General features: G+C 39.2%; 22 protein-coding genes. 10 read left to right on the top strand and 12 right to left on the bottom strand.

What is annotated here, in order from left to right; all coding sequences use genetic code 11:
* Positions 1–13: 13 nt before the first annotated feature.
* Complete coding sequence (locus B5D82_RS09795; RefSeq protein ID WP_157673870.1) at positions 14–1525, bottom strand: NAD(P)H-hydrate dehydratase; 1512 nt, start codon at positions 1523–1525, stop codon at positions 14–16.
* A 38-nt stretch (positions 1526–1563) separates the two neighbouring features.
* On the opposite strand from B5D82_RS09795, the gene queG reads away from it, so the two are divergent.
* A complete protein-coding gene (gene queG / locus B5D82_RS09790; protein WP_081151169.1) occupies positions 1564–2709 on the top strand; it encodes a tRNA epoxyqueuosine(34) reductase QueG in 1146 nt (381 codons plus the stop codon).
* Between the two features lie 32 nt (positions 2710–2741).
* On the opposite strand, the gene B5D82_RS09785 is transcribed toward queG, so the two are convergent.
* The 5 genes from B5D82_RS09785 to orn all read right to left on the bottom strand — a co-directional run bounded on the left by B5D82_RS09785 (position 2742) and on the right by orn (position 9837).
* A complete protein-coding gene (locus tag B5D82_RS09785) occupies positions 2742–4391 on the bottom strand; it encodes a response regulator (RefSeq protein ID WP_081151168.1) in 1650 nt (549 codons plus the stop codon).
* Between the two features lie 28 nt (positions 4392–4419).
* Entirely contained in the window at positions 4420–4629 is a 210-nt protein-coding gene (locus B5D82_RS09780; protein WP_081151167.1) for a DUF1289 domain-containing protein, read from the bottom strand.
* Positions 4626–8249, bottom strand: coding sequence for a hypothetical protein (locus B5D82_RS09775; protein ID WP_081151165.1), 3624 nt, complete (start codon positions 8247–8249; stop codon positions 4626–4628). Before B5D82_RS09775 ends, B5D82_RS09780 begins: the two co-directional genes overlap by 4 nt.
* A gap of 258 nt (positions 8250–8507) precedes the next feature.
* Complete coding sequence (locus B5D82_RS09770; protein ID WP_081151164.1) at positions 8508–8996, bottom strand: DUF4442 domain-containing protein; 489 nt, start codon at positions 8994–8996, stop codon at positions 8508–8510.
* A gap of 295 nt (positions 8997–9291) precedes the next feature.
* A complete protein-coding gene (gene orn / locus B5D82_RS09765; protein WP_081151163.1) occupies positions 9292–9837 on the bottom strand; it encodes an oligoribonuclease in 546 nt (181 codons plus the stop codon).
* A 282-nt stretch (positions 9838–10119) separates the two neighbouring features.
* Between orn and rsgA the strand changes: the two genes are divergently transcribed.
* The 5 genes from rsgA to B5D82_RS09740 all read left to right on the top strand — a co-directional run bounded on the left by rsgA (position 10120) and on the right by B5D82_RS09740 (position 15462).
* A complete protein-coding gene (gene rsgA / locus B5D82_RS09760) occupies positions 10120–11157 on the top strand; it encodes a small ribosomal subunit biogenesis GTPase RsgA (protein ID WP_081151162.1) in 1038 nt (345 codons plus the stop codon).
* Between the two features lie 30 nt (positions 11158–11187).
* Complete coding sequence (gene asd, locus B5D82_RS09755; protein ID WP_081151160.1) at positions 11188–12069, top strand: archaetidylserine decarboxylase; 882 nt, start codon at positions 11188–11190, stop codon at positions 12067–12069.
* A gap of 44 nt (positions 12070–12113) precedes the next feature.
* Positions 12114–12860, top strand: a complete 747-nt coding sequence (locus B5D82_RS09750) for a glycerophosphodiester phosphodiesterase (RefSeq protein ID WP_157673869.1) — start codon at positions 12114–12116, stop codon at positions 12858–12860.
* A gap of 224 nt (positions 12861–13084) precedes the next feature.
* The gene (locus B5D82_RS09745; RefSeq protein WP_081151156.1) at positions 13085–13471 is read left to right on the top strand and encodes a BlaI/MecI/CopY family transcriptional regulator; all 387 of its coding nucleotides are present in this window, start codon (positions 13085–13087) and stop codon (positions 13469–13471) included.
* 32 nt (positions 13472–13503) lie between these two features.
* Entirely contained in the window at positions 13504–15462 is a 1959-nt protein-coding gene (locus B5D82_RS09740) for a M56 family metallopeptidase (protein ID WP_081151155.1), read from the top strand.
* 3 nt (positions 15463–15465) lie between these two features.
* On the opposite strand, the gene B5D82_RS09735 is transcribed toward B5D82_RS09740, so the two are convergent.
* On the bottom strand, positions 15466–15951 hold the full coding sequence (locus tag B5D82_RS09735) for a Spy/CpxP family protein refolding chaperone (RefSeq protein WP_081151153.1): 486 nt from the start codon (positions 15949–15951) through the stop codon (positions 15466–15468).
* 178 nt (positions 15952–16129) lie between these two features.
* On the opposite strand from B5D82_RS09735, the gene B5D82_RS09730 reads away from it, so the two are divergent.
* From B5D82_RS09730 to B5D82_RS09720, 3 genes are read left to right on the top strand one after another with little or no spacing between them, the layout of a single operon-like run.
* The gene (locus B5D82_RS09730; RefSeq protein WP_081151151.1) at positions 16130–16831 is read left to right on the top strand and encodes a response regulator; all 702 of its coding nucleotides are present in this window, start codon (positions 16130–16132) and stop codon (positions 16829–16831) included.
* Entirely contained in the window at positions 16831–18231 is a 1401-nt protein-coding gene (locus tag B5D82_RS09725) for an ATP-binding protein (protein WP_081151150.1), read from the top strand. The genes B5D82_RS09730 and B5D82_RS09725 overlap by 1 nt, the downstream gene beginning before the upstream one ends.
* 49 nt (positions 18232–18280) lie before the next feature.
* Positions 18281–19291, top strand: coding sequence for an alpha/beta fold hydrolase (locus B5D82_RS09720; protein WP_157673868.1), 1011 nt, complete (start codon positions 18281–18283; stop codon positions 19289–19291).
* Positions 19292–19323: 32 nt separating this feature from the next.
* Here B5D82_RS09720 and B5D82_RS09715 read toward each other — a convergent pair whose 3' ends face one another.
* Positions 19324–20250, bottom strand: a complete 927-nt coding sequence (locus tag B5D82_RS09715; protein WP_245807601.1) for a cation diffusion facilitator family transporter — start codon at positions 20248–20250, stop codon at positions 19324–19326.
* Positions 20251–20361: 111 nt separating this feature from the next.
* Here B5D82_RS09715 and trmL point away from each other — a divergent pair, with 111 nt between their 5' ends.
* A complete protein-coding gene (gene trmL / locus B5D82_RS09710; protein ID WP_081151146.1) occupies positions 20362–20826 on the top strand; it encodes a tRNA (uridine(34)/cytosine(34)/5-carboxymethylaminomethyluridine(34)-2'-O)-methyltransferase TrmL in 465 nt (154 codons plus the stop codon).
* 826 nt (positions 20827–21652) lie between these two features.
* Here trmL and gpsA read toward each other — a convergent pair.
* From gpsA to B5D82_RS09690, 4 genes are all read right to left on the bottom strand, one after another.
* A complete protein-coding gene (gene gpsA, locus B5D82_RS09705; RefSeq protein WP_081151144.1) occupies positions 21653–22660 on the bottom strand; it encodes an NAD(P)H-dependent glycerol-3-phosphate dehydrogenase in 1008 nt (335 codons plus the stop codon).
* A gap of 3 nt (positions 22661–22663) precedes the next feature.
* A complete protein-coding gene (gene secB, locus B5D82_RS09700; protein ID WP_081151143.1) occupies positions 22664–23173 on the bottom strand; it encodes a protein-export chaperone SecB in 510 nt (169 codons plus the stop codon).
* 63 nt (positions 23174–23236) lie between these two features.
* A complete protein-coding gene (gene grxC / locus B5D82_RS09695; RefSeq protein WP_094122788.1) occupies positions 23237–23497 on the bottom strand; it encodes a glutaredoxin 3 in 261 nt (86 codons plus the stop codon).
* Between the two features lie 23 nt (positions 23498–23520).
* On the bottom strand, positions 23521–23946 hold the full coding sequence (locus tag B5D82_RS09690; RefSeq protein WP_081151140.1) for a rhodanese-like domain-containing protein: 426 nt from the start codon (positions 23944–23946) through the stop codon (positions 23521–23523).
* Between the last annotated feature and the right edge of the window lie 41 nt (positions 23947–23987).

Below are 23987 nucleotides of genomic sequence, written 5' to 3'. Positions count from 1 at the left end.
ATCTACTGCACAATTAATAGCTTTCTGCATTAATTAGCCGCTGAATTTCAGGGTATAGATCACTCGCTAGCAATCCTATTTGACCGTATTTTTGAACAATAATATCAGCTGCGCGACCATGAATATAGACACCTAAGCGAGCAGCGGAAAATAAATCCACACTTTGTAAGATCAATGCGCCAATAATACCACTGAGCACATCGCCCATACCACCACTTGCCATGCCGGGGTTACCTGTACTATTAATCCAAACAATATTTCCATCTGAAACCAGTGTACCCGCCCCCTTTAACACACAGATGCCACCATATTGCTGAGCAATTTTTTTCACTGCAGAGAATCGGTCAGCTTCTATTTCTGCAATCGAACAGGATAGCAAAACAGCGGCTTCACCTGGATGCGGGGTTAATACCCATTGAGAGTTTTTTATTGGATACTCAGCCAGTAACCTTAAGGCATCAGCATCAACAACTTTTGACTGAGGTAGAGTAATAACCAAATCAAATAATGCTTGTGACCAATGCTCTTGCCCCAAGCCAGGGCCGAGTATTATAACTTTTATTTTTTTCAATAACGTTGAGCTAGATAATGTTTGAGCTGAATCTGCCACCACCATCAGCTCCGCCTGCCTAATCAGCACAATATTTCTAGACTGTTTATGACAACAAACACCCACTAATGAAGCTCCTGAACGCAAAGCGGCTTCGGCAGCCAAACAAATGGCGCCGGTAAACGTTTCGAAGCCACCGACCGCGAGTAGCATGCCAATATGTCCTTTATGACTACAAGGCGCTCTTGGTAAAATGCTCGGTAAATTTCTTTCACTTTGGCGAAAACATGCGGTGGTGGTTAACTGAGCAAACACATGATTAACGCCTAAGGTTTCAAGCTGTAAATTACCGACATAGTTTCCCGCTTGCCCGGTTAACAAACCTTGTTTATAAGCAATGAGTGTTACAGTTAAATCTGCCTTGACCGCCACAGTATATACTGTACCTAAGTCGGCATTAAGTCCTGAAGGCACATCAACCGACACCCGGGCACAGGGTTGGTTATTAATCTGAATAATCAACTGCTCAAGCGTAGGGGATAATCGTCCGCTAAAGCCAATACCAAATAAACAGTCGACAATAATATCAGCTTGAAACGCCGATATACTGGCTACTTTTAGTTCATTTTGCTGATAAAAATTAACTTTTACAGGTAGTGCTTCGAGTAATATTAGCGCTTGTTGTGCATCCCCGGTAATCGCTTCACGCTCTGCCATAACCAGCACGGTAACCGATAAACCGACTTCATGAGCTATTTTCGCAATAACATAACCGTCACCACCATTGTTTCCTTTACCACAAATGATATGTAAGTGACGTGCGGCGGGAAAATGCTGCTGTATTTGACTTAACACCGCGGCACCCGCTCGTGCCATTAATTGAAATAAGTTTATGCCACCCGCCATTGCAGCTTCTGCTTCATGGCGTTGTAGCTGATTAACCTTATATGCGTAATGTGCTAAACTTGTCGACACTTTTGATACCACCTTTATCGTTTCAATATTCGGCTGCCATGACTACACCTGCTATTAACTATCAATATTTAACAGAAAAAATCAAGTTTTGGGGTCAAGAACTTGGCTTTTCACAAGTTGGGATCAGCGATGTTGATTTATCTGAGCACGAAGCAGCGTTAACAAGTTGGTTAGAAAACAATTACCATGGCAACATGGATTATATGGCCCGCCATGGTTTAATGCGTGCAAGGGCAAAGGAGTTGGTTGAAGGTACACTTAATGTGATTAGCGTTCGTATGGATTACTTACCAACTGATGCTAAGTTTGCCCGTATCTTAAAAAATCGAGATCATGCCTATATCAGTCGCTATGCCTTAGGCCGCGATTATCACAAATTAATGCGTAAACGCCTAAAGCAATTAGGTGAAAAAATCAAAGCCCATTGTGAAAACATTAACTATCGCCCGTTTGTTGATTCCGCCCCCATATTAGAAAGACCCCTTGCTGAGAAAGCAGGTTTAGGCTGGGTGGGTAAGCATTCATTACTGATTAACAAGCAAGCCGGCTCGTGGTTTTTCCTCGGCGAGCTATTGGTTGATATTCCCTTAATAACTGACACTAAAGCAGAAAATAACTGCGGTACGTGTGTGGCCTGTATAAAAATTTGTCCGACCCAAGCCATTGTCGAACCTTATGTTGTCGATGCAAGGCGCTGTATATCATATCTCACAATAGAATTGCGCGAGGCGATCCCTGAAGAGTTTCGACCGTTAATTGGCAATAGAATTTATGGTTGTGATGACTGCCAATTAATTTGCCCTTGGAACAAGTTCGCAAAACTGGGCAGTGAGGATGATTTTAAACCTCGACAGAACTTAGACAATATCGAATTGTTGACTTTGTTTGCTTGGGACGAAGCAACATTTTTAAATAAAACCGAAGGCTCACCTATTCGGCGTATTGGCTTTCAAAGCTGGCAGCGAAATATTGCCGTTGCCTTAGGTAACGCTGATTTTTCTGAGAACAATGTCAGCGCCTTAACGGCAAAACTGCCAAAGGCTGAGGCTATGGTTGCCGAACATATTGAATGGGCAATAGCACAGCAAACATTAAAACAACAAGCTTTAGTTAAAGATCAAAATTTACGTTTAACCGCACGATTAATTCGCTCGGTTGAAAAAGGAATGCCACGTGACGCTTAATACCCATGCGAATTAATAAAGAGGCTTTAGAGCTAACTTTCACTAATGACTTTTTGCCACTTAATCAACAAGTCATCAAAAGTAACCAAGCTTTTACCTTCAAGATTTTTGCTTGTAAGCATAGCGATAATCCCCTCTGCCGACACTAAGTGGTCAGGTATGTCTTGTTCCTCTTGCTTAATTTTTATCAATATTTTTAATTGACTAAATAGCAGTTTGACATTACTAGGACTGAGCTTTAATGCTTGTTTAATGGCATCGAGCGCCGGCAATAAGCGATTCTTCTGAAAATGCTCTACAGCCATACTATTCAATTCTTTTGCGGTAAAGTGTATTTCTTCACGCTGTTCGGTTTCTTGCGCAATGTAGCGCCTTACAACTTGACTATTTAACGAGTCTCCGGCGATCTGATTATTGATTGCTTCAAGTAATTCTATCGCGTCCTCACGCATGCCCAACTCATGCAATACTTTCACGCGATCTAAATTATCTTCTACGACGGTACTGGGTTGAAGCGACATATGATTCTCAACCAATTTTGTCGCTTTATCTCGTTCATTACGAACGTTATGTAATCTAGCTTTTACTACAATTAATTGCTGTTTAAAAAGAGTCGCATCGTGCCGGTCAAGCTCAAACTGTCTAATATAACGATCGGTTTGTTGCAATATCTCATTGGCGCTTTCATCTGGAGTCGCGCAGGCAAGGTCAATTCCCGATCTAATGACATTTAGTATAAGTTCTGGCGAATCATGAATAGAATTTTTTGCTTGTTGTGCAATGTTTCGCGTTGCGACATATTGCCCTTTATGGTCATGAGTTAAGCGCGCTAAATCCCATGACTTTTTATTACGCTCAATATTTCTTGGTGCTAGCGCCATGGCTTTTTTAATTTCTTCGTAGGCCTGCTCGTATTCTTCTTGTTCAATAAAATACTGCGCCATCATATCGTGGGCACCAAAGCGAGTGTCGCGCTTATCAATCAAGGTTTTTAGCATGTCACTAATTTCATCTAAACGGCCTTGTTTTAACAAGGCTTTGGCATAACCTAAATATACCCAAGAATACTTATACTGTTTAAACAATTGGCTATAAAATTTTTCTGCTTCTTCAAAATCACGCAAGGCAAGATACGACTCACCTTTAATGCGGTTAATGTTAGGATGGAAATGTGCAAGTTTTTCATTTTGAAGGTGCCGATCGGCAAAGTAAATTGCTTTTGCGTAAGCTTTTTTATCTATCGCACTATTAATATTAAACAGGACTTGTTTGACCTTTAATATTGCAATGAAACGAGTTCGTACTTTGTTAATTGCTAACGGCTTTGTCCAAAAATCATCGGGTTGCAACTCAATTATCGAGTTAACTAATGATTCATTTGTTTCTGTACTGAGGAAGATTAATACCGTAGTTTTTTTTACATGACCTCTAAATTTCAATTCTTCTAATAAATGGAAACCATCTTTGTCACTCTTAACATTAAATGCGCAAATAACAATATGAAAATGCATTTCATCGCACAACCTAATGCCATAGTAAGCATTTTGCACACAGCGCACTTCCTTTATACCAAGCGCAAATAAACTTTCTTTTAAAATACTGTGCACCAACAAATTATCATCAATAACTAGAACGTTGAGTTGATCGAGTTGTGCTAATGTATTTTTTTCAACTTCTGCCATTATATACCTTACTGACTATTGTCTTAGGCTACTTATTCTGATGCTGCTGTTGGCGTTGCTGGCATTTATTTAGCACGCCCTTTTTTGTAGCTACATCAAGTTGGCGCCATGCCATAATTTCATCAATATGTCGAAAACAGCCTAAACAAACATCCTGTTCATTTAAGCAACAATTACGTACACAAGGGCTAGCAACATCTTCAGGATTGTCTATTGGCTGGTGGTATTCAACGCTCATATCGTTTCTGCAAATTCAGTTAACTGTAATAAACATAGTTTGAGTTGATTTAGCTGGCGTTGCAATTGTTCTTTTTGTTGTGATGAAAACGCTTCATCCGCATCTTGTTTACTTATCGACCGACTTAACTCACGACATTGCGTTAATAAAGGTCTGGCAGCAATAACATTTGCCAACGTAATTAGTGCCTGTAAAAGCTCTAAAGCTAAGCGATAATCTTGCGTCTCTAGGGCATCCGTTAATGCATAAGTGTTATTGCTCAATTCAGCGAGATATTCATCTAACATAAAAGCAGCTAACTCTGCAGAGCCTTGGTTTTGTGCATACTGGCTTAAATCAAAGGCATTATTTGATGGCTCGCTTTCTTGCTCGAGGCTAAGGGGGAAGTCTAACGACTGATCGATATCTGCCATACTCATTACTTGCTCTGAAGTAACATCAGCTTCATTAAACACATCGCTTAGCGGCACTTGCCGTGTATCAGATTGCTTACGCTGTGGTCGCACTGTAACTCTGGATTCAGTATTTGCACCTATGCTAGCCGTCGGTTGCAACCAAGGTGATAGTTGTTGAGTTAGCTTTTGAATATCCAATACTGGCGATAAATAATCACCATGCCAAGATTTCGGTAAAGTAAGTTCGTGAAAAAAGTCTTGTTTACTGGCGTTATTATTTTTCAAAGCAAAAATACCACGCACAGTCGTTAATGAATCTGTGATATTGATATTAAATGCGGAAAATTCGGAAATAACCACTAAAAATCGCCCTGATTGCCATAAGCGCTCTAGGTGATCTTGCTGAGAAACCAAAGTAACCTGCAAACCGAGCCAGTATAGTATTCTGATCAGAGCAACCTGTTTACTGGGCTCAGACACGCCAAGCAATACTTCCACTTGTGTTGGAGAAAACCGATAAGGTGAGAAAATCTCCGGCTCAACTAATAAATTAAGGTTGTTACTACCCTTCATTATCTGCGTAACGTTAGCAATCAACTCATCGGCAAACCAAGGTAGGTTACAAGCTGAAAACAAACCAGTTCTTTGTAAGCTAGCGCAATTAAATGGCTGAATAACCATTATTTTAGGTTGTATTTTAACCGGCAGACTGGTCAGATGTTGGATAATTAAATCGTAATCTGAAAAATAGACTTCAGGCGATAAAATAATTACGTCTAAGCGGTGCTTCGTTAAGTGTTTAATGCTGATTTGTCGTTGAAATAATGATAAATCTTGCATGGTTTCCACCACAGCTTTGCTATGGCTAAGTTGATGACAAATTCTTTTTCGGCTGCGTTTGTCAGTCGCAATAACTAAAAGTGAGCACTTTGCTAACTTGGCTGGCTGGTTTTTACTTGATTGATTCAGGTCTTTGGCAATGGCAAAAGGCAAATCAAAGGAGAACTTGCCACCATGGTCTAATGGTTGGCTAACCTTATTGCTAACATTGAAGACTAACTGTAAATCGCGTAAATAATTATCGGTAGCGTTGTCAAAGTCAGCACTAACCTCATCATTGAAGGCTAGCTCATTGCTCACTCGCTGTAATGTCTCTACCTGTGATGATTTATCAATCAAAAAAGTCATTCGTACCGTTTGTTGAGCGCTATTTACGTCAACTACTTGCAGATCAACATTAAGTTCAACACCATGTTGTTCAGTCAGCATTTTTTGACATATCGTAGTTAACATCGCCTGAAAAAGCTCGCTTTCAAGCGTGACCATAGAAGCCAGGTTATCTGAAACATTCAAATAAATCAGATTATCGTTGTGCACTTGGGTAAAACTAACATTGGCCAAAGCAGTATGCATTTCAGTAGCCAATGACACCGTTGATAAAGTCAGTACAAAGTCGTCTCGACGTAATTGTGCCCGGGTTTTTTGTTGTTCACTTAAACGTAATAGTTGCCGTAACTGCTGATAGACAAGTTGTTCATCACCTTGAGATAAAGACAGCATCTGTCTGTGTATCATGGCATTACTTGCTAGCACTGATGCATCTTCACTATTGGATATAATAGCAAGTTTATCTGCTTGATTTTGCTGTTGTAGCTGTTGCTGTAATTGTGTGTTTTCATCTTTAAGCGCACGATGTTGTTCTGCGTTACATAAACTGCCACACCAAGCGTCTTCAATGTATTCAATAGTCAGTGCAATAGCCTTTTCTTGATTGCTGATTAAAGAAATTCTTTCAACACTATTATTTTTCTTTGCTTGCCGCGCAAGGAACAAAATAGCGTGAACATCCACTCGACTAAAACAATGACGCCAATGTTTAGTGGTGAGCTTAACACCCAACAGAGTCCGTAATTGTAACTGCTGTTTTTTTGATAATTCAGGCAATTGCCAGAAAATTTTACCGGTATGGCGAGCCATAAGCGCAGTATACATTTGATGTTTTTTTTGCTGTTGTTGAAAGTCTGCTTCACTATGTAAGGGTTGAACTAGCTGTTTGACAGAATTAATAATTTTCGTGACTTCAAGTGCAGGTACTTTTGCTACGAGCTCTCCCGTAGTTACGAACTCTTCAACCACTGCTATACTTTGCACGCCAAAGCGTTTAATTTTTCTGCGCAGACTAAAGATCAAGCTGATAAAAATGAGAGTAAGCAAAACAAAAAGTCCTGCAATAAGCCAGATGTAATGTTGAGTCTGCAAGTCAATATTGAACTTTGCCAACCAGGTGAGTAGGTGCTGTTCTATAATTGAAGACTTTAGCTGCGGCACGACAAGGGGTTTATCGAGTAAGAGGGCTAACTCACGCTTTTGATTTACTAATTCAGCTTGCAAGTCCTTTGCCATACCCAATTGGCCACGCCATTTTGCAAAAGTATTTTGCTCGCTAAACAACAAAGCGTTAAGCACTGACGCTTGTTCAATTAATGCTTTAACATTAACAGCTTGTGCTGTCACATTGGTGGTATTTTCCAACCAAGAACTTATCTCACTTTGAGTTTTTTGTTGAATATAATCAAACTCGACTAAATCGTATTGCAAATCAAGTCGCTTAAACATCACTAAAGTATCAAATAAACTTTGATGCAATTCTCGATTGATATTTAAGTTATCGACCAAGTCACTTATTGCCTTTGCCCTAACGGCCATAACTCGTGCAGTTGATTTCTCTTGGGCAATTTGACGATATAAATCTTTTTGCTGGCTGCTTTGCTCAGCAATTAAGTTGGATAAACTATCCGTCACTAGTGTTAATTGAATCAGGACACTGTCTTTGAGTTGCAAATTTCGTCGGTCATTTTCAGCTAAGCGAGCGACATTCTCTGACTGTGTTTGTAAACGACGCATTAGCTGCTCTAATAGCCGTTTATTGTCACTGATCCCGACAATACTTTTCATATTGTCATTCAAGGTTTGAAAGTAGTCATCAAACTTTGCCGCATATTGACTGTTGATAATGCTATTGAGCAATCGATCATTTTTAATCAAGAGTAATTGTCGTTGATTATGTTGTTCAATGGCCGGCATTTGTTGAGATTTAAGCGTGGATAAATCTTGATGGTATTGAAAGTAAAACGAAAACCCCACCAAAAAAAGCAAGGAAAAGCTCAAGGCTAATAAAAAAAATCGCCTGTTAAGCTGACGATATAACGGCAGTGTTGAATCCATGAACGAGGTAATATCCTAACAAGTCAAATACATAATGGGTAGTTTACATTGGCAAGCCGGTTCAGGGAAATTTACGAAATTAGAAACGGCTTGACGATATAACAGTGTATGGATTTAACTTTAATTAGCAACGATTAATAGTAGTAGAGTATTTTAATTTAAGTTTTAGTTGTCATAACCAACGAGCTGATTTATTAAGCTTTTGGCTATGATAAAGGTCAATACGTAATGCTGAATGCAACTCAGCTGAGGGTATAACTATTTTTTGGCTCTTTTTGTGATCCATGCCCATGTCATCTGGCATTCTATCGGTTGTTCGCCTGACTCATCAATAATCGTAACGGTTATTACCATATTGCCTTTTTCTTGCGTTAATAATGCTATTTGCTCATCTGAAATGGTAGCAACCGCGGTCAAGTCACCTTGCATCCTGCGCTGATAATTGATGGTCATCGACTTTAATAAAGGCAGGCAGCTATCTGGTAAATTCAGCCCAAAGACAATACCGGTTGCAGATTCTGCTAATAAAGCGGCGGCAATAGCGTGCACACCGCCAATATGATTTTGCACTCTTTTACGATTAACCATTAACAACTTTACTTGCTGTTGCTCTATTTCAACAATGGTGACTTTTGACGTTCGAGCATACTTAACCTGTGAGCAAAATAATTTCGTCAAGAAAAAAGAATGACTGACTTTCGGTAACTTTTTAATACTCTTAACAACCCGACTAAAGCGATTAACCATAAATATCCTTGATAAATGTTTGTATACTGACTATTTATTGTAACCGTACTGGTCAGACCTGCAAGTATTTTTTATAAATGGCTAGAAACGGCGACGCACAAAGATGTCTTAATGCCGTGCAGTCATTGTTGGCCAAGAACATTAATGTACAAGTGATTACACTTATAAACTCTTAGTTTATGCCGGAGCAATTTCCCTGATGGAGTATTGCTTTGAAGTGCAAACGGTTAAAACGAAAAAAGACGCGAAGGCGTCTTTTTATAAGTGACTTTTTATATGTAGTTAAGTTTAGCTTTTAAAGCTTAAAGAAGTGTTGCTGATAAATTTTCATTTCCGCAATAGATTCACGAATATCATCCATAGCTAAATGCGCCCCCGTTTTAACCACCTTGTCTAATACCTCAGGCTTCCAACGACGTGCTAGCTCTTTTACTGTACTCACATCTAAATTACGATAATGAAAGTAATCTTCAAAATCAGGCATGTACTTATTAATAAAACGTCTATCTTGCCCAATGCTATTACCACACATGGGTGACTTGCCTTTAGTCACATAAGGCTTAATAAATTTTAATGTTTCAGCACTTGCATGCGCTAAGCTTGTCGTACTTTGGCGGCATCTTTCTGTCAAACCAGATTGACCATGATGTTCAATACACCATGCATTCATATTATTTAAAACTTCATCACTTTGATGAATAGCAAACACCGGACCTTCAGCTAAAATATTAAGTTGGCTATCGGTAATTATTGTCGCAATTTCTAAGATAACGTCAGTGCTGGGTTCAAGGCCTGTCATCTCTAAATCTAACCAAATTAAATTGCTATCGTTAGCATTCATTGTCATTTCTACCTTCATTACTTTTCATCAGTTTGTCTCTTTTAACAAACCAGCCACATAGCGTTGAGTCTGTAAAAGGCGCGATTACACATGCATTTATATAATGCTTGAGTATATAATACGTCAGAATGTAGCATGATTAAATTTATTTGTCGGCGCCTGAACAGATTCGAGTTTATGCCCGCCCTACTTCAAGATACTGATTTCCTAGCTTAGCGCTGAAACTGCATCCTAAAGTGGAACAGGTATACATGCTGACTTAACATAAAATGAGACTAACTTGTGGCTAAAGCCAAAAAACTAACCAAAGGTCAAGCGCGGCAGATCAAAGCTAACCAAAGTAAGAAGTTACGTAAATCTACTGAAAAGGTGCAATGGCAAGATGATGAACTCGCAGCGGCCGAAACAGGTACAGTTATCAGTCGTTTTGGACAACATGCCGATGTAGAAAGCAGCGATGGCGAAATTTTCCGTTGTAATTTACGTCGCAGTATTACTTCTTTAGTGTGTGGAGATAAAGTACTTTGGCGTAAAGGCAAAGAAACTCAACACAGTATCTCAGGTGTTATAGAAGCGGTGCACGAGCGAGACTCTGTGCTTAGTCGCCCTGATGTATATGATGGTGTTAAGCATATTGCCGCCAACATTAGCCAAATACTCATTGTTTCATCAGTATTACCGGCCTTTAATGCTGACATTATCGACCGATATTTAGTCGCGGCGGAACAAACCGGTATTACACCCGTCATTCTATTGAACAAAGTCGATTTACTCGATGATAGCAATCGTGAAGCGATTGAAAATCAATTAAATATTTATCGTAAAATTGGCTATCAAGTCACTTATATGAGTAATGAAACCGGTGAAGGTATTGCCGAGTTAAAGTTACAACTTAGCCAACATACCAGCGTTTTTGTTGGCCAATCTGGCGTGGGTAAGTCTACACTCACTAACACCTTGATGCCTGAATTGGGTGTAGTGACGAAAATAGTTTCAGAAAATTCAGGGCTAGGACAACACACCACTACCGTTGCTCGACTGTATCATTTTGAACAAGGCGGAGATTTGATAGACTCACCAGGCATAAGAGAGTTTGGCTTATGGCATTTGTCACCCGAGCAAGTCAGTAATGGCTTTATCGAGTTTGACGAATATTTAGGTACCTGCAAATTTCGTGACTGCAAACACCAAAACGATCCCGGCTGTGCGTTAATTGCCGCTAGAGACGAGGGTAAAATATTCCCTGAACGTTTAGCCAGTTTCCAAAAAATATTAGCCAGTTTAGGTGATAATACCCTGACCTCGCGCTTTAATGATTAAAACAGAAAATATAAAAATTAAGGAAAGATAGTGTTAGTTAATAAAATAAAAATCGCTCTGCAATATATGATGCCAAAGCATGCCATCTCAAGACTTGTTGGTAAATTTGCTGCTGCAGAAGCTGGCTGGCTTACTACTAAGGCCATCAGTAAGTTCATTAAAGCTTATGATATTAATATGGCAGAAGCTAAATTAAAAAATGCCACTGATTTTAAAACCTTTAATGACTTTTTCACCCGTGAGCTTGAAGACGGTGCCCGTACTATTCTCGATGATCCAAATACCGTTTGTTATCCTGTTGATGGCGCAATTAGTCAACAAGGTCCCATTGAGCAAGGGCAACTTATTCAAGCAAAAGGCTTTAATTACAGCTTAGAAACGTTACTAGGTGGCGATAAAGCAACGGCAGCGCCTTTTCAAGACGGTGAGTTTTCATGTATTTATCTTGCGCCAAAAGATTATCACCGCATTCATATGCCTATAACAGGTACATTACGAGAAATGATTTATGTACCTGGTGATTTATTTTCAGTAAATCCGTTAACGGCGAATAATGTTCCTAACCTATTTGCCCGTAACGAGCGAGTAGTGGCTATTTTTGATACAGCACATGGTGCAATGGCAATGGTACTGGTTGGTGCAACAATAGTCGCCAGCATTGAAACCGTATGGGGTGGAACAATAACACCTCCTGCGGGTACAGATGTATTTCGCTGGCAATATCCAGCTGAAGGCGCCAGTGAGATAACACTAGAGAAAGGCGCTGAAATGGGCCGATTTAAATTAGGCTCTACAGTGGTTACTACTTTCGCGCCAAATATGGTCAAATTTAACCAAGCAGCAGGGCCTGAAACCGTTACTCGCCTTGGTGAACATTATGCAGATCTAATTAAAACAGATGAAAGTGCGTAAGTTATCTGCTTTGGCTTTCAATCCCAGTGATGGAGATTGATAAAATGAAAGTCATTGCCCACAGAGGTGCTAGTGGTGAGTTTGCTGAAAACTCACTGCTAGCATTTGAACAGGCCTTAATACAAGGTTGTGACGCTATTGAGTTTGATGTGCAATTTCATCAACCCAGCTCAGAATTTATTCTCCTGCACGACAGCTACCTAAAAATTATCGACATTAACGGCAGTAATCATGGCGAAGAAAAAGTCCATTTTAATCAAGTACCACTCGATGAACTTATTCACACGTCACCTAACGCCAAGTACAATATCTGTACCTTAGTTCAAGCCTTACAATGTATTAATATCCAATGCCAGATCAATATTGAGCTGAAATCTGCAACACAAGGAGCTCAGCTAGCTAACGAAATGCAAAAGCTCGAAGCAGTAATTCGACATGCTCAAGCACGCAAATTAATAACGTTTCAACAACTTGTTATCTCTTCATTTAATCATCACGCACTTGTTTATGTGGCAAATCATTTTCCTGAAATGACCACCGCCGCATTAATAGCTTGTTGCCCGATTAATTACGCTGAGTTTTGCCAACAACTAAAAGTAAACATGTTAAACCTTTCAATTGAGTGTATGAATCCAGAAATAATTAAAGACGCTCATCGCAGAGGTTTAAAAGTCTGGGTCTATACTGTCGATCATCCAGATCAAATCAAGCAATGCCTTGATTTTCAAGTAGACGGCATATTTACAAACTTCCCACTGCGCACACGTCAAACGATATCGGCGCTGACTTAACACTGCCGAGTCACTGAATATAAACACTTTTGGCTATTTTATTGACAATTAAATGGAACTAATGAGTAATTGCTATTGCTCATTTATTCGTCTCAAGCTAGGATAGAGAAATAAGATACGAGTATTTTCGTATACAATACCAAATTGATTAATTCTCCTTGAGTGAAAAATAAATAATCCGCTTGGTATAATAATTCTAGATAAATTTGCCTTAAGGAATCTCAATGTCACGAGATAAATCAAATATTAAGCCTACAGAGGCGGAACTCACCTTGCTTAATATTCTTTGGAGAATGGGACCTGCTACGGTTCGACAAATCCATGAAACAGTTAGCCAAACTCAAACAACAGGCTATACTACAGTACTTAAAATACTACAAATAATGCACGAAAAAACCTTAGTCATTCGTGATGAAAGCAACCGAGCACATGTTTATGCCCCCGCGAACAGTGAAATGGTTACACAATCATCTTTATTAAAAGACTTAGTTTTAAAAGCTTTTGGTGGTTCTACATCTAAATTAGTCATGCGTGCGTTAGATAACTCAACCAGTAAAGAAGAAATTGAAGATATTAGACAGTTACTCAATGAATTAGAACAACAATCATAATTAACTAATACTAAAAGGTAACTTAAATAGGCATGTTTCAGGAAAGCTTAATAAATAGCCCATTATTAGCTGCGTTAGCCATTACTCTTATCCATTTTTTATGGCAAGGGGTTCTAATTGCAGTGGTATTAAAAGCTATACTTTCGCTAATATCCTATCAAAAATCCCAATTACGCTACGCTTTAAGCTCCATGGCGATGCTCGCTAATCTAATTTTACCTATCATCACTTTCTTTATTGTTTACGATATTGATTATCGTCAAGCTACGATCTTTGCTCACAACTTGCCTTTACTCGATCAAAACTTTTATCTAGAACAAATATCCGCAAACGTTTGGTATATGGAATGGTTAGAATACTTACCTGCGCTTGCTATGGTGTGGCTTGCAATCGTAATCGTGCTTGCGCTTAAATTAATAATAGAACTGTATAATGTTAATAAAATGCCGCTTCAGGGCTGCACGTCTGCCGATATTACACTACAAAAGCGATTTGATGCACTGATCACTAAAGTCGGACTTACGAGAAATGTAGCCCTATTACTTTCTAGTAAAACCGATGTCCCGATGGCAATAGGTTGGTTAAAACCTGTGGTCCTTATTCCATTTAGCATGTTGTCGGGATTAACCCCGCAACAATTAGATATGTTGTTACTGCACGAACTAGCGCACATTCGACGTCATGATTATTTGGTTAATTTTTTACAAACTCTCGTTGAAATTTTGCTGTTTTTTCATCCCTCGGTTAGCTGGGTTTCAAAACAAATGCGTAACGAAAGAGAATATTGTAGCGATGATATTGCCGTGCAACATTGTGGCAGTTCACTTGCCTATGCGCATACGTTGGCAGACACCGCATCATTATGTGAAAAACATCGCCATCACACCATACCCAATATGGCTATGGCCGCTTCTGGTGGTGATTTAAAGCAACGGGTTGTACGTCTGCTAGGCAAGCAACAACACTGCACAAAAACAACCGATTCAGGTAAATGGCTTGCTTCATTTACCATATTATTGACCATTGTATTTCTATTTTCGAAATATTCATTAACCTTACCCATTATTGATTTACAGTCAGGTAGCATTTCATTACATAACTCTGCAGCAACGCTGTCTAAAAGTTCAATATCGCATTTACCCCTAACTTTTCAGCAAACGAATAATAACAATTCACTTGCTAGGCGCTTATTAGCTATCGATAAGTCAAATCCTAGCGAGTCTGCGGCGTTTAATAAAGTTGATATAGCCGTTAAGACGCGAAAAGAAACACTTAGCTTCGCTGAAAAAGCACCGTTAAAGCCGCTTAATGTAGAGAGTAAACCACTCACTACCGCTTATTATAACGAGTTGCCTATTGTGCATGTAAATTCAAGTGAGATGAAAAATTCCGCACAACATCATCCAGCATTAACAACGGTTACACCGGTTAAGCAGCAACCCAAAATAACGAAAAATAAATCGACGTCTGAATTAGCATTCGAACGCACTGACTCCAAGCATACTTCGGCAAAAGCAAACTCATATACACAGCAAATTAGCACACTATTAAATGAGCCTGTAATCCCCAGAGATACGACAATAACGACCTTAAACAGAACACAATATGGCTTTAGTTACCAAGAGCAAGCGGATAATAATGCGCAATTAAGAAATACACATTTTAATCAAGGCAAGCTCAGCAATAATGTCGTTGAACACAGCTTTTTGCAGACCAATACAGTAGCAGCGAAATTAGTAGACTCAACTGAACCTAAGTATCCTTCAACAGCAAAAAGAAAAGGTATCGAATTAGAGATTATGGTGGAGTTTAATATCGACAGTAATGGCAGAGTAAAAGACATACAGTTTGAAACTAAAAGTAAAGTCAGCTATTTCCGTAATAACATTCGACAAGCGATGGAGAAGTGGCGCTTTCTACCTGCCAAAGAAAATGGCCGAGCGGTAGAAAGCAAAATGTCTAAAATATTCTCGTTTAGCCTTTTAAATTAAACCTTAACGATGTTTACCCATAGTTAGAAATTTTTTCTGTTGCTCAGGTGTTAACACTTGCATAATTGCATGGCGAATCTTTGCCTTGTCCATAGCCATTTTTTGAAAGTTCGGTTGAAACTCTGCATAAATAGCATCAAACTTATTCTCATCAAATTTACTGGCTTGTAGTAAAGATTTTACTTGCTCATTAAAGCCAGTGAAATTCGCCTTATGTGCTAGCCTGTCTTCTTTCATTCCAGCAAAAATCACCTTGATTTCGTCGCGCTGCTCTGACGTTAGATCTAGCTTTTTAGCTAAACGATGCATGTGCTTTTTTATCTTTGCATGGTGTTTTTTAGCCCCTTCGCCCTGTTGTTGACTCTTCTCAACGTTATGGCTGTCATTTTTGTGGCCCATAGCATTAACACTAAGACTACTGATACCAAGCACAAGCACACTCATAGCTGCGTATGGTTTTATTTTTGAATACAGTTTTTGTATTTGCATAATTTAGTTCCTCAATTAATTCAACACCAGTATAATTTGTGCAACGAAAAGAAACGCAAACCAACGTAAATGTTTTGTAAAGATAGCAATCGGTCTTTCACTTATACGTTATTATAATATTCATCGGACAAATTAATTGATGCGTTAGACATATAACTAATGATTCGCGGGAACAACGATGAAAAAGCATAAACTTTTATTAATTGATGATGACAAAGAACTTGCTGAATTATTAACAGATTACCTCGCTACAGAAGGCTTTGAATTAGTAAGCTGCCATGACGGAATTTCAGGGCTAGAAAAAGCATTCGATAATAAAATTTCGTTAATTTTATTAGATGTTATGATGCCTGGATTAACCGGTTTTGAAGTACTAAAAGCCTTAGGAGGTAATCACAAAACGCCTATTTTAATGCTTTCCGCTAAAGGTGATAATGCCTCACGAATATTGGGCCTAGAACTTGGCGCTGATGACTATTTACCTAAGCCTTTTCAGCACCGTGAATTGCTTGCCCGAATTAACGCCATTCTTCGACGAATAGACATCGTAAAAAACAGTAAAGAGCAAACGTCAGCATTGTACGTTAACGGCGTAAAACTTAATCATGCAACTCGACAAGTCAGTTGTCACGACCAGTTTATTGAGCTTACTGGCACTGAATACCAAATCATTGAGCATTTAATGGCAAAACCAGGCGAAATTGTCAGTAAAAATGAAATTTCAGAACAAGTATTAAAACGTAAGTTAAGTGCTTTCGACCGCAGTATAGATATGCATGTCAGTAACATTCGACGTAAATTACTGCCTTTTAGCCCGAGTGACAAACTTAAAACTATTCGTGGTGCTGGCTACATATTCTTAGCGGGAGAGTTAAATTAATGTTTAAAATGCCCAGCAAATTTTCTTCAATAGGCGCCAAGCTATTTATTTATTTTTGGTTAATTGTTATTTTAACCATAGGCATCACGAGATTAGTATCTGAACAATTTAGAACAAAAAGCTTTATTATCCCGACCCATCATTCCGATATCGCTAGAATGGAAAGAATTAACCATAAATTGACACTCACCCCTGTTGGCACAACACAAAAAGTGCTGTCAATCTTGTCAAAAAAACAAGGCCGTGAATTACTCTTAAAAAACACTACTACAAATGAAGTGCACTCTTCTGACCGATGGCAAATCGCGAGTTTAGAAGAGTTTTTAGCCGAGAATAACCTCGATCGTCTCACCACTATCAAGTTTGAGTTTTATCGTATGACGGGGCCTATAGCAATTGATGTTGCTGGTACCCCCTATCAATTATATTTAGCAAGTCGTGATCGAAAGCCTCCCTTTGGTAGCATCATTCAACGTATGCCAACATGGTTGCGCATAGCTATTCCAATCATTATCAGTTCCTTTTTACTCTGGCTACTTACTCGATCATTAACTAAGCCATTAATTGCCATGCAAAAAGCGGCGGCACGTTTTGGTGATGGTGAATTTAGCGCTCGCATACCCTTAATTGCGCAACGCAATGATGAAATTGGCGCTTGTGCGGTAAGTTTCAACTTAATGGCTGAAAAGCTAGAGCAAAATATTGGCTCGCATCAACGACTAATGGCCGACGTTTCTCATGAATTACGTTCACCAATGACTCGATTGCAAATAGCGCTAGGGCTTGCTCAGCAGGATAATATTACAGAGGCTTTGTTACATAAACATTTACAACGATGTGAACTTGAGATCACCAGACTCGATGATATGATCTCAAATGTATTATCCTTATCAAGGTTGGAGAATACCATTAGCCAAATGGAGCTAATGTCAGTAGATCTTAAGCAGCTATTAAGCCTTTGTATTGAAGATGCGCAATATATCGCGAATGAAAAGTCCATAACCATAAGCTTTACATCACACGGCCCGGCGTTACTGCCTGCAGATCCAAACTTATTGTCTAGCGCCATTAATAATATTTTGATAAATGCGATAAACTATAGCCATGAAAATCATCAAGTAAGCGTTAATTTAAGTAAAAAAAGCACGAAGTTCATTATTAAAGTCATTGATACTGGTACCGGTGTTCCCGCTGACGACTTACCTAAGTTGTTTGAACCCTTTTATCGCGTTGCTCAAGCGCGTGATCGGGCGACAGGTGGCACAGGTTTAGGCATGGCAATAGCAAAACAAGCCGTTGTTGCACACAACGGCAATATTAGCGCGCAAAATAATAACCAAAATGGGCTAACGGTTATCATTGAATTACCGCTAGAGATAAGCAAAAATAGTGAATTATAAGCAATTTTATCCACTAGTTTTATGTTGGCTATTTTTAGGAACTTCAGCAATGGCTAATAATATTAGCGCAGAGAGTAAGCGAGCACTCACACTAGAAAAAACAATCGCTATTGCAACCTTCTGGCAATCAGTGCAGCAAGCGTCATTCACAACCGACGACAATATTAGTATTGCTTATGCGACTAATTTTAAACGTCCTGAACAGCCTTACATTGTTATCGTACCTGGCCGTTCGGAGAGTTACCTGAAATACCAAGAGTTAGCTTTCGATCTCGATAATCAGGGCTATGATAGCGTGATCATAGATCATCGTGGACAAGGACTCTCAGCGCGTTTAACACCTAACCGCTTACAAGGCTATATCGAGAAGTTTGATCAATACGCCGAGGATTTGCATCAACTACTCAACCTTATTCTACCTGAGCGATATCCTCAACATAAGCAACACGCATATATGCTTGCTCATTCAATGGGCGGAGCGATAGCTTTAAGATACTTACAACTTTATCCAAATAATATCAAAGCACTAACGTTAAGCTCACCCATGATAGCAATATCACGTGGTGGTACACCGGATTGGCTTGCAAAATCTCTAATAAAAACCGGTTCAATGCTAAACCGTTGGTTATCTGATACACCATGGTATTTTTTCGGCCAAAACGATATCAATAAAAGTACATTTGATGAAAATCGTTTAATGCATTCAGCGCCACGTTTTGAGCGTTTTCAAGCCTTGTACCACGAACAACCAGAGTTAAAACTTGGCGGCGTAACATTTAACTGGTTAGAGCAAGCTATTATCAATTCAGACAATTTACTCAATGATATTGATAAATTGTCGCTACCGATACAAATGTTACAAGCCGGTAGTGAACACATTGTAGATAATGATGCGCAAACCAGTTTTTGCCAACAGCTATATAAAAGCAATAGTAACGCTTGCCCCGAGGGTAAACCCGTCATCATATCTGGCGCCTATCACGAGCTTTTTTTTGAACTCGATAAATACCGTGATAGCGCCATAGATCATACCATCGCGTGGTTTAAGCTACACCAATAAGCCATATTACAATTGTGCTTAGGCTTAGTTATCTATACTCGTTTTATTTCATCTGTAGCTTGATGATGGTTGGCTGCTGACAAAGGGTCGTGGTGAATAAAAACTTCGCAAGGGGCTAGCGCCTCAATAATTTCAACTTCAATAGCCTCACCTATGGTATGAGCTTCTAACAAAGACAACTCACCATCTAATTCTAAATGAAACTGTATAAAACGATCGGGCCCTGCTTGTCGCGTTCTTAACTCATGTAAGCCATGCGTACCTTCATGTGCCAAAACAATTTTCTTTATAATGCTAAGCTCTTCTGCGGTAAGTTCATGATCCATTAATTGATGGACACTGGTCCAGATTATTTTACCGGCACCAATCAATAGGAATATAGCGACTGCAACGGTAAAAAACCCATCAGCCTGTAACCAATAGCCTTGACTTAAAAATAGTGCCGCAAGCACACCTAAGTTCAGAATTAAATCAGATTGATAATGCAAAGCATCGGCGCTTATGGCGACAGACTTTGTTTGGTTAATGACATATTTTTGCAATATGACCAACATTAAGGTCATAACAATGGCGATAATTGACACAACAATACCGACTTCCGTGCGAACAACTTCTTGAGGGTTAATAATGCGATCGACACCATTAAATACCAGTAATAACGCTGAACCGAGAACAAATGCTGCTTGTACTAATCCTGCTAGGCTTTCCGCTTTACCATGGCCAAATTTATGTTCTTTATCGGCAGGGGCCAAAGCGAAACGTAAAATGACCACATTCATAATGGAGGCAAATAAATCCAAAATTGAGTCGGTGGCAGACGCCAGCATCGCGCTAGCATCAGTGACAAAATACGCATAAAGCTTCAACACCACTAATATCATGGCGGTTGTTGTTGCTGCAAAAGCTGCCAACTTAACCAAGTATGCATATTGGTTGGAATCTATCTTGTTTTCCGGCACTGAGTCCTCCTAGTCAATAAATATTACTTAAGATTATAAAAGCAAAGCTTAAGCATTCGCCTCAAGGCCTGTATAATACCATTTAATTATACAATTTATTAAGCACTTGCTATGTTAGATGTCGTTTTATTTCAACCTCAAATTCCACCCAACACTGGCAATATTATCCGCCTATGTGCTAATACTGGTTTTAGATTACATCTCATTGAGCCGCTCGGCTTTGACCTAGAAGATAAAAAATTGCGCCGAGCGGGTTTAGATTACCATGAGTTTGCCGCCCTAAAACGCCATGCAAACTATCAAAGTTTTATTGAATCTGAACAACCTAAGCGTGTGTTAGCTGTTACAACAAAGTCAACTGGCTATTACGGTGACATCAGCTTTCAGACCGGTGATTATCTGTTATTTGGCTCTGAAACAGGCGGTTTACCGGAAGATGTTAGGCAACAAATTCCCAATCAAGACAAAATCAGGATCCCCATGTTAAAAGACAGCCGTAGTATGAATTTATCCAACGCTACCGCTGTAATTGTTTATGAGGCTTGGCGTCAATTAGGTTTTGAAAATTCGGTGTAGTATAGAAAAAGATTTAAATATTGTAGGTCGGCATTTATGCCGTCAAATCATCATGAATCGAAAGAAAATTTACAAAAAACAACAGGATCAAGATGATGGGCTAAAGCCCAACCTACAATTTATGGCGTAAATTAATTGGCAATTCAGCCGTTGTCTATTGTAGGTCGGCATTTATGCCGTCAAATCTATATTTAATCGGACAACAATTTTAAATAAATTAATGGGTTAGCTGAATAACGGAATTAACGAATCAACGAATCAACGAAATCAACCTGATGGGCTAAAGCCCAACCTACAATTTATGGTATAAATTAATCGGCAATTCAGCCGTTGCCCATTGTAGGTCGGCATTTATGCCGTCAAATCTATATTAAATTAAACATAAATTACAAATAAATCAACGAAATCAACCTGATGGGCTAAATCCCAACCTACAATTTATCGTATAAATTAATCGGCAATTCAGCCGTTGCCCATTGAAGGTCGGCATTTATGCCGTCAAATCTATATTTAATCGGACAACAATTTTAAATAAATTAATGGGTTAGCTGAGTAACGGAATTAGTCTGATGGGCTAAAGCCCAACCTACAATTTATGGTATAAATTAATCGGCAATTCAGCCGTTGCCCATTGTAGGTCGGCATTTATGCCGTCAAATCTATATTAAATTAAACATAAATTACAAATAAATTACAAATAAATTAACGAAATCAACCTGATGGGCTAAAGCCCAACCTACAATTTATGGTATAAATTAATTGGCAATTCAGGCGTTTGTCTATTGTAGGCCGGCATTTATGCCGTCAAATTAGAATTTATTGGCAACTATTCGAATTTACGATCGCGTGATAATAAATCTGCTGCGGCTAATCTGGCATCTTTACCGCAATAAAGCACTTGATAAACCTGCTCTACGATCGGCATTTCAACGCCCATTCGCTGGGCCAGCATATAGACTTCTTTGGTATTGCGATAACCTTCTACCACTTGACCAATATCTGCAATAGCCTGTTCTACGCCTGCGCCAGCACCTAAAGCTAAGCCAAAGCGCCGATTACGTGACTGGTTATCGGTACAAGTTAAAACTAAATCACCTAACCCTGCCATGCCCATAAATGTTGAAGGCTCTGCGTTTAGCGCACAACCTAAACGAGTCATTTCTGCTAGGCCACGAGTGATCAAAGCAGTACGTGCATTAGCACCAAAGCCAATGCCATCAGCCATGCCTGCGCCAATCGCAATAACATTTTTAACCGCGCCACCTAGTTGCACACCAATAAAGTCTTTATTACTGTAAACACGAAAAGTGCGCTCACAGTGCAATAAATTCGATATGTCATCAACGAAGGCATCATCTGTTGAAGATAAAGATATCGCGGTTGGTAATCCTGCTGCCATTTCTTTTGCAAAGGTAGGTCCAGAAAGCACAGCTAACGATATATCGTCACCTAAAATTTCTCGTGCTACGTCTTGCAATAAGCGCCCTGTATCGTGCTCTAAACCTTTAGTTGCCCAGACTAAACGGGCATCTTTTCTCAAAAAAGGCTTTATTTGCGTCAACATTTCACCAAAAACATGGCTAGGTACCACTAATAAAATATTTTTACTGGCAGCGACTACATTGGCTAAATCATTACTAACCACTAATGCTTCAGGAAACTTGCTACCCGGTAAATATTTTTCATTAGCACGCGTACTCGCCATTTCAGCAACGTGATTTTCATCACGTGCCCAAAGCAGTGTTTTATGGCCATTACGCGCTAAGCATATTGCTAGCGCTGTACCATAAGAGCCAGCGCCAATAACTGAAATGTCGGCAAGAACAGGACTCATAAACTAGTGAGTTTCTGTGCTTGTTGGTGCTTGTTCTGCATTCGCTTGTGCTGCACGTTGTTGTACATAATTTGCGAATAATGCTTCAAAGTTTACCGGAGCTAAGTTAATTTGTGGGAATGAACCACGACTAACTAAGTTGGCAACAGCTTCGCGAGCATATGGGAATAATGTTGTTGGGCAAAATGCACCAATAGTATGTGCTAGCTGCGCTTCAGGAAGATTACCAATGGTGAAAATACCGGCTTGTTGTACTTCAGCTAGAAAAGCCGTTTGTTCTTCAACTGTAGCAGTAACCGTCAATGATAACGTCACTTCATAAGTATCATCAGCAAGTTTAGTCGATTTAGTATCAATATCTAACTGGACTTCAGGCTTCCAATCTTTTTGAAAAATTGCCGGTGAATTTGGTGTTTCAAATGAGATATCTTTCGTGTAAACGCGTTGAATAGCAAATTGTGGTGCTTGTTGCTCTGTAGTCGCTTCTGCGCCGTTTTGAATTTCGTCAGCCATGTTGTTCTTCCTTTATATTTACGCCATTATTTATTGGCATTTTATTCTAAGATATTTTCACTTTTACTCTGAGGCTAAAAGTGAAGCTAATTTTCCTTGCGCATGTAATGCAAATAAATCGTCACAACCGCCAATATGGGCATTGTTAATAAATATTTGTGGCACGGTTGAAGCGCCCTGACTGCGTTTGATCATTTTGTCACGCAGTGGTGCATCACCGTCAATTTTTATTTCATTGTAAGCAACGTTCATATCAGCAAATAAGGCTTTCGCTCTCATGCAATAAAAACAAGTCGCTTTAGTATATATATCAACTGCCATTATGATAATCCGTTGTTTAATTGTTACTACTTAGTTACCGGTAAACCCGCACTTAACCATGCACTCATTCCACCTTTGAGTATACTTACTCGAGTGAAGCCCGCTTTTGCTAGTTGATTAGCTACTTTGCTTGCACTCATACCAGCACTACATACTATAATAATGGGTTTATCTTTATGTTTTTCAAGACTAGTGAAGTCATTTTTAGTGACTTTTTCATTACCAAGGTGCACAGCATCAACAATGTGGCCGGCTTTAAAGTCTTTTTCGCTTCGGCTATCAACCACAACGCCCGACTCTCTATTAATTAAAAAAGTCATTTGTTGTGTACTTAATTGCTTAATAGGCGACATTTGAATTTTAATAGTAATGACAATAATCATTAAAACAATAACCAGCCAAGCAGCGCTAAGTAAAGGCTGACTCATTGCGAAAGTGATAAGTTGATCCATAAGTTTTATATTCTAATTAACTAAAAATTTTCCACAGTATA

It is taken from the genome of Cognaticolwellia beringensis (assembly GCF_002076895.1).
In the GTDB taxonomy this organism is placed as follows: domain Bacteria; phylum Pseudomonadota; class Gammaproteobacteria; order Enterobacterales; family Alteromonadaceae; genus Cognaticolwellia; species Cognaticolwellia beringensis.
The sequence above is the reverse complement of the archived record's forward strand: the minus strand, read 5'-3'. Positions and strand labels throughout refer to the sequence as shown.

Bases quoted from the DNA above. Each gene is read 5' to 3' on its own strand.
- queG (WP_081151169.1), top strand. From the start codon at position 1,564: ATGACTACACCTGCTATTAACTATCAATATTTAACAGAAAAAATCAAG.
- B5D82_RS09785 (WP_081151168.1), bottom strand. From the start codon at position 4,391: ATGGCAGAAGTTGAAAAAAATACATTAGCACAACTCGATCAACTCAAC.
- B5D82_RS09780 (WP_081151167.1), bottom strand. From the start codon at position 4,629: ATGAGCGTTGAATACCACCAGCCAATAGACAATCCTGAAGATGTTGCT.
- B5D82_RS09775 (WP_081151165.1), bottom strand. From the start codon at position 8,249: ATGGATTCAACACTGCCGTTATATCGTCAGCTTAACAGGCGATTTTTT.
- B5D82_RS09770 (WP_081151164.1), bottom strand. From the start codon at position 8,996: ATGGTTAATCGCTTTAGTCGGGTTGTTAAGAGTATTAAAAAGTTACCG.
- orn (WP_081151163.1), bottom strand. From the start codon at position 9,837: ATGAATGCTAACGATAGCAATTTAATTTGGTTAGATTTAGAGATGACA.
- B5D82_RS09750 (WP_157673869.1), top strand. From the start codon at position 12,114: ATGAAAGTCATTGCCCACAGAGGTGCTAGTGGTGAGTTTGCTGAAAAC.
- B5D82_RS09745 (WP_081151156.1), top strand. From the start codon at position 13,085: ATGTCACGAGATAAATCAAATATTAAGCCTACAGAGGCGGAACTCACC.
- B5D82_RS09740 (WP_081151155.1), top strand. From the start codon at position 13,504: ATGTTTCAGGAAAGCTTAATAAATAGCCCATTATTAGCTGCGTTAGCC.
- B5D82_RS09735 (WP_081151153.1), bottom strand. From the start codon at position 15,951: ATGCAAATACAAAAACTGTATTCAAAAATAAAACCATACGCAGCTATG.
- B5D82_RS09730 (WP_081151151.1), top strand. From the start codon at position 16,130: ATGAAAAAGCATAAACTTTTATTAATTGATGATGACAAAGAACTTGCT.
- B5D82_RS09725 (WP_081151150.1), top strand. From the start codon at position 16,831: ATGTTTAAAATGCCCAGCAAATTTTCTTCAATAGGCGCCAAGCTATTT.
- B5D82_RS09720 (WP_157673868.1), top strand. From the start codon at position 18,281: ATGGCTAATAATATTAGCGCAGAGAGTAAGCGAGCACTCACACTAGAA.
- trmL (WP_081151146.1), top strand. From the start codon at position 20,362: ATGTTAGATGTCGTTTTATTTCAACCTCAAATTCCACCCAACACTGGC.
- gpsA (WP_081151144.1), bottom strand. From the start codon at position 22,660: ATGAGTCCTGTTCTTGCCGACATTTCAGTTATTGGCGCTGGCTCTTAT.
- secB (WP_081151143.1), bottom strand. From the start codon at position 23,173: ATGGCTGACGAAATTCAAAACGGCGCAGAAGCGACTACAGAGCAACAA.
- B5D82_RS09690 (WP_081151140.1), bottom strand. From the start codon at position 23,946: ATGGATCAACTTATCACTTTCGCAATGAGTCAGCCTTTACTTAGCGCT.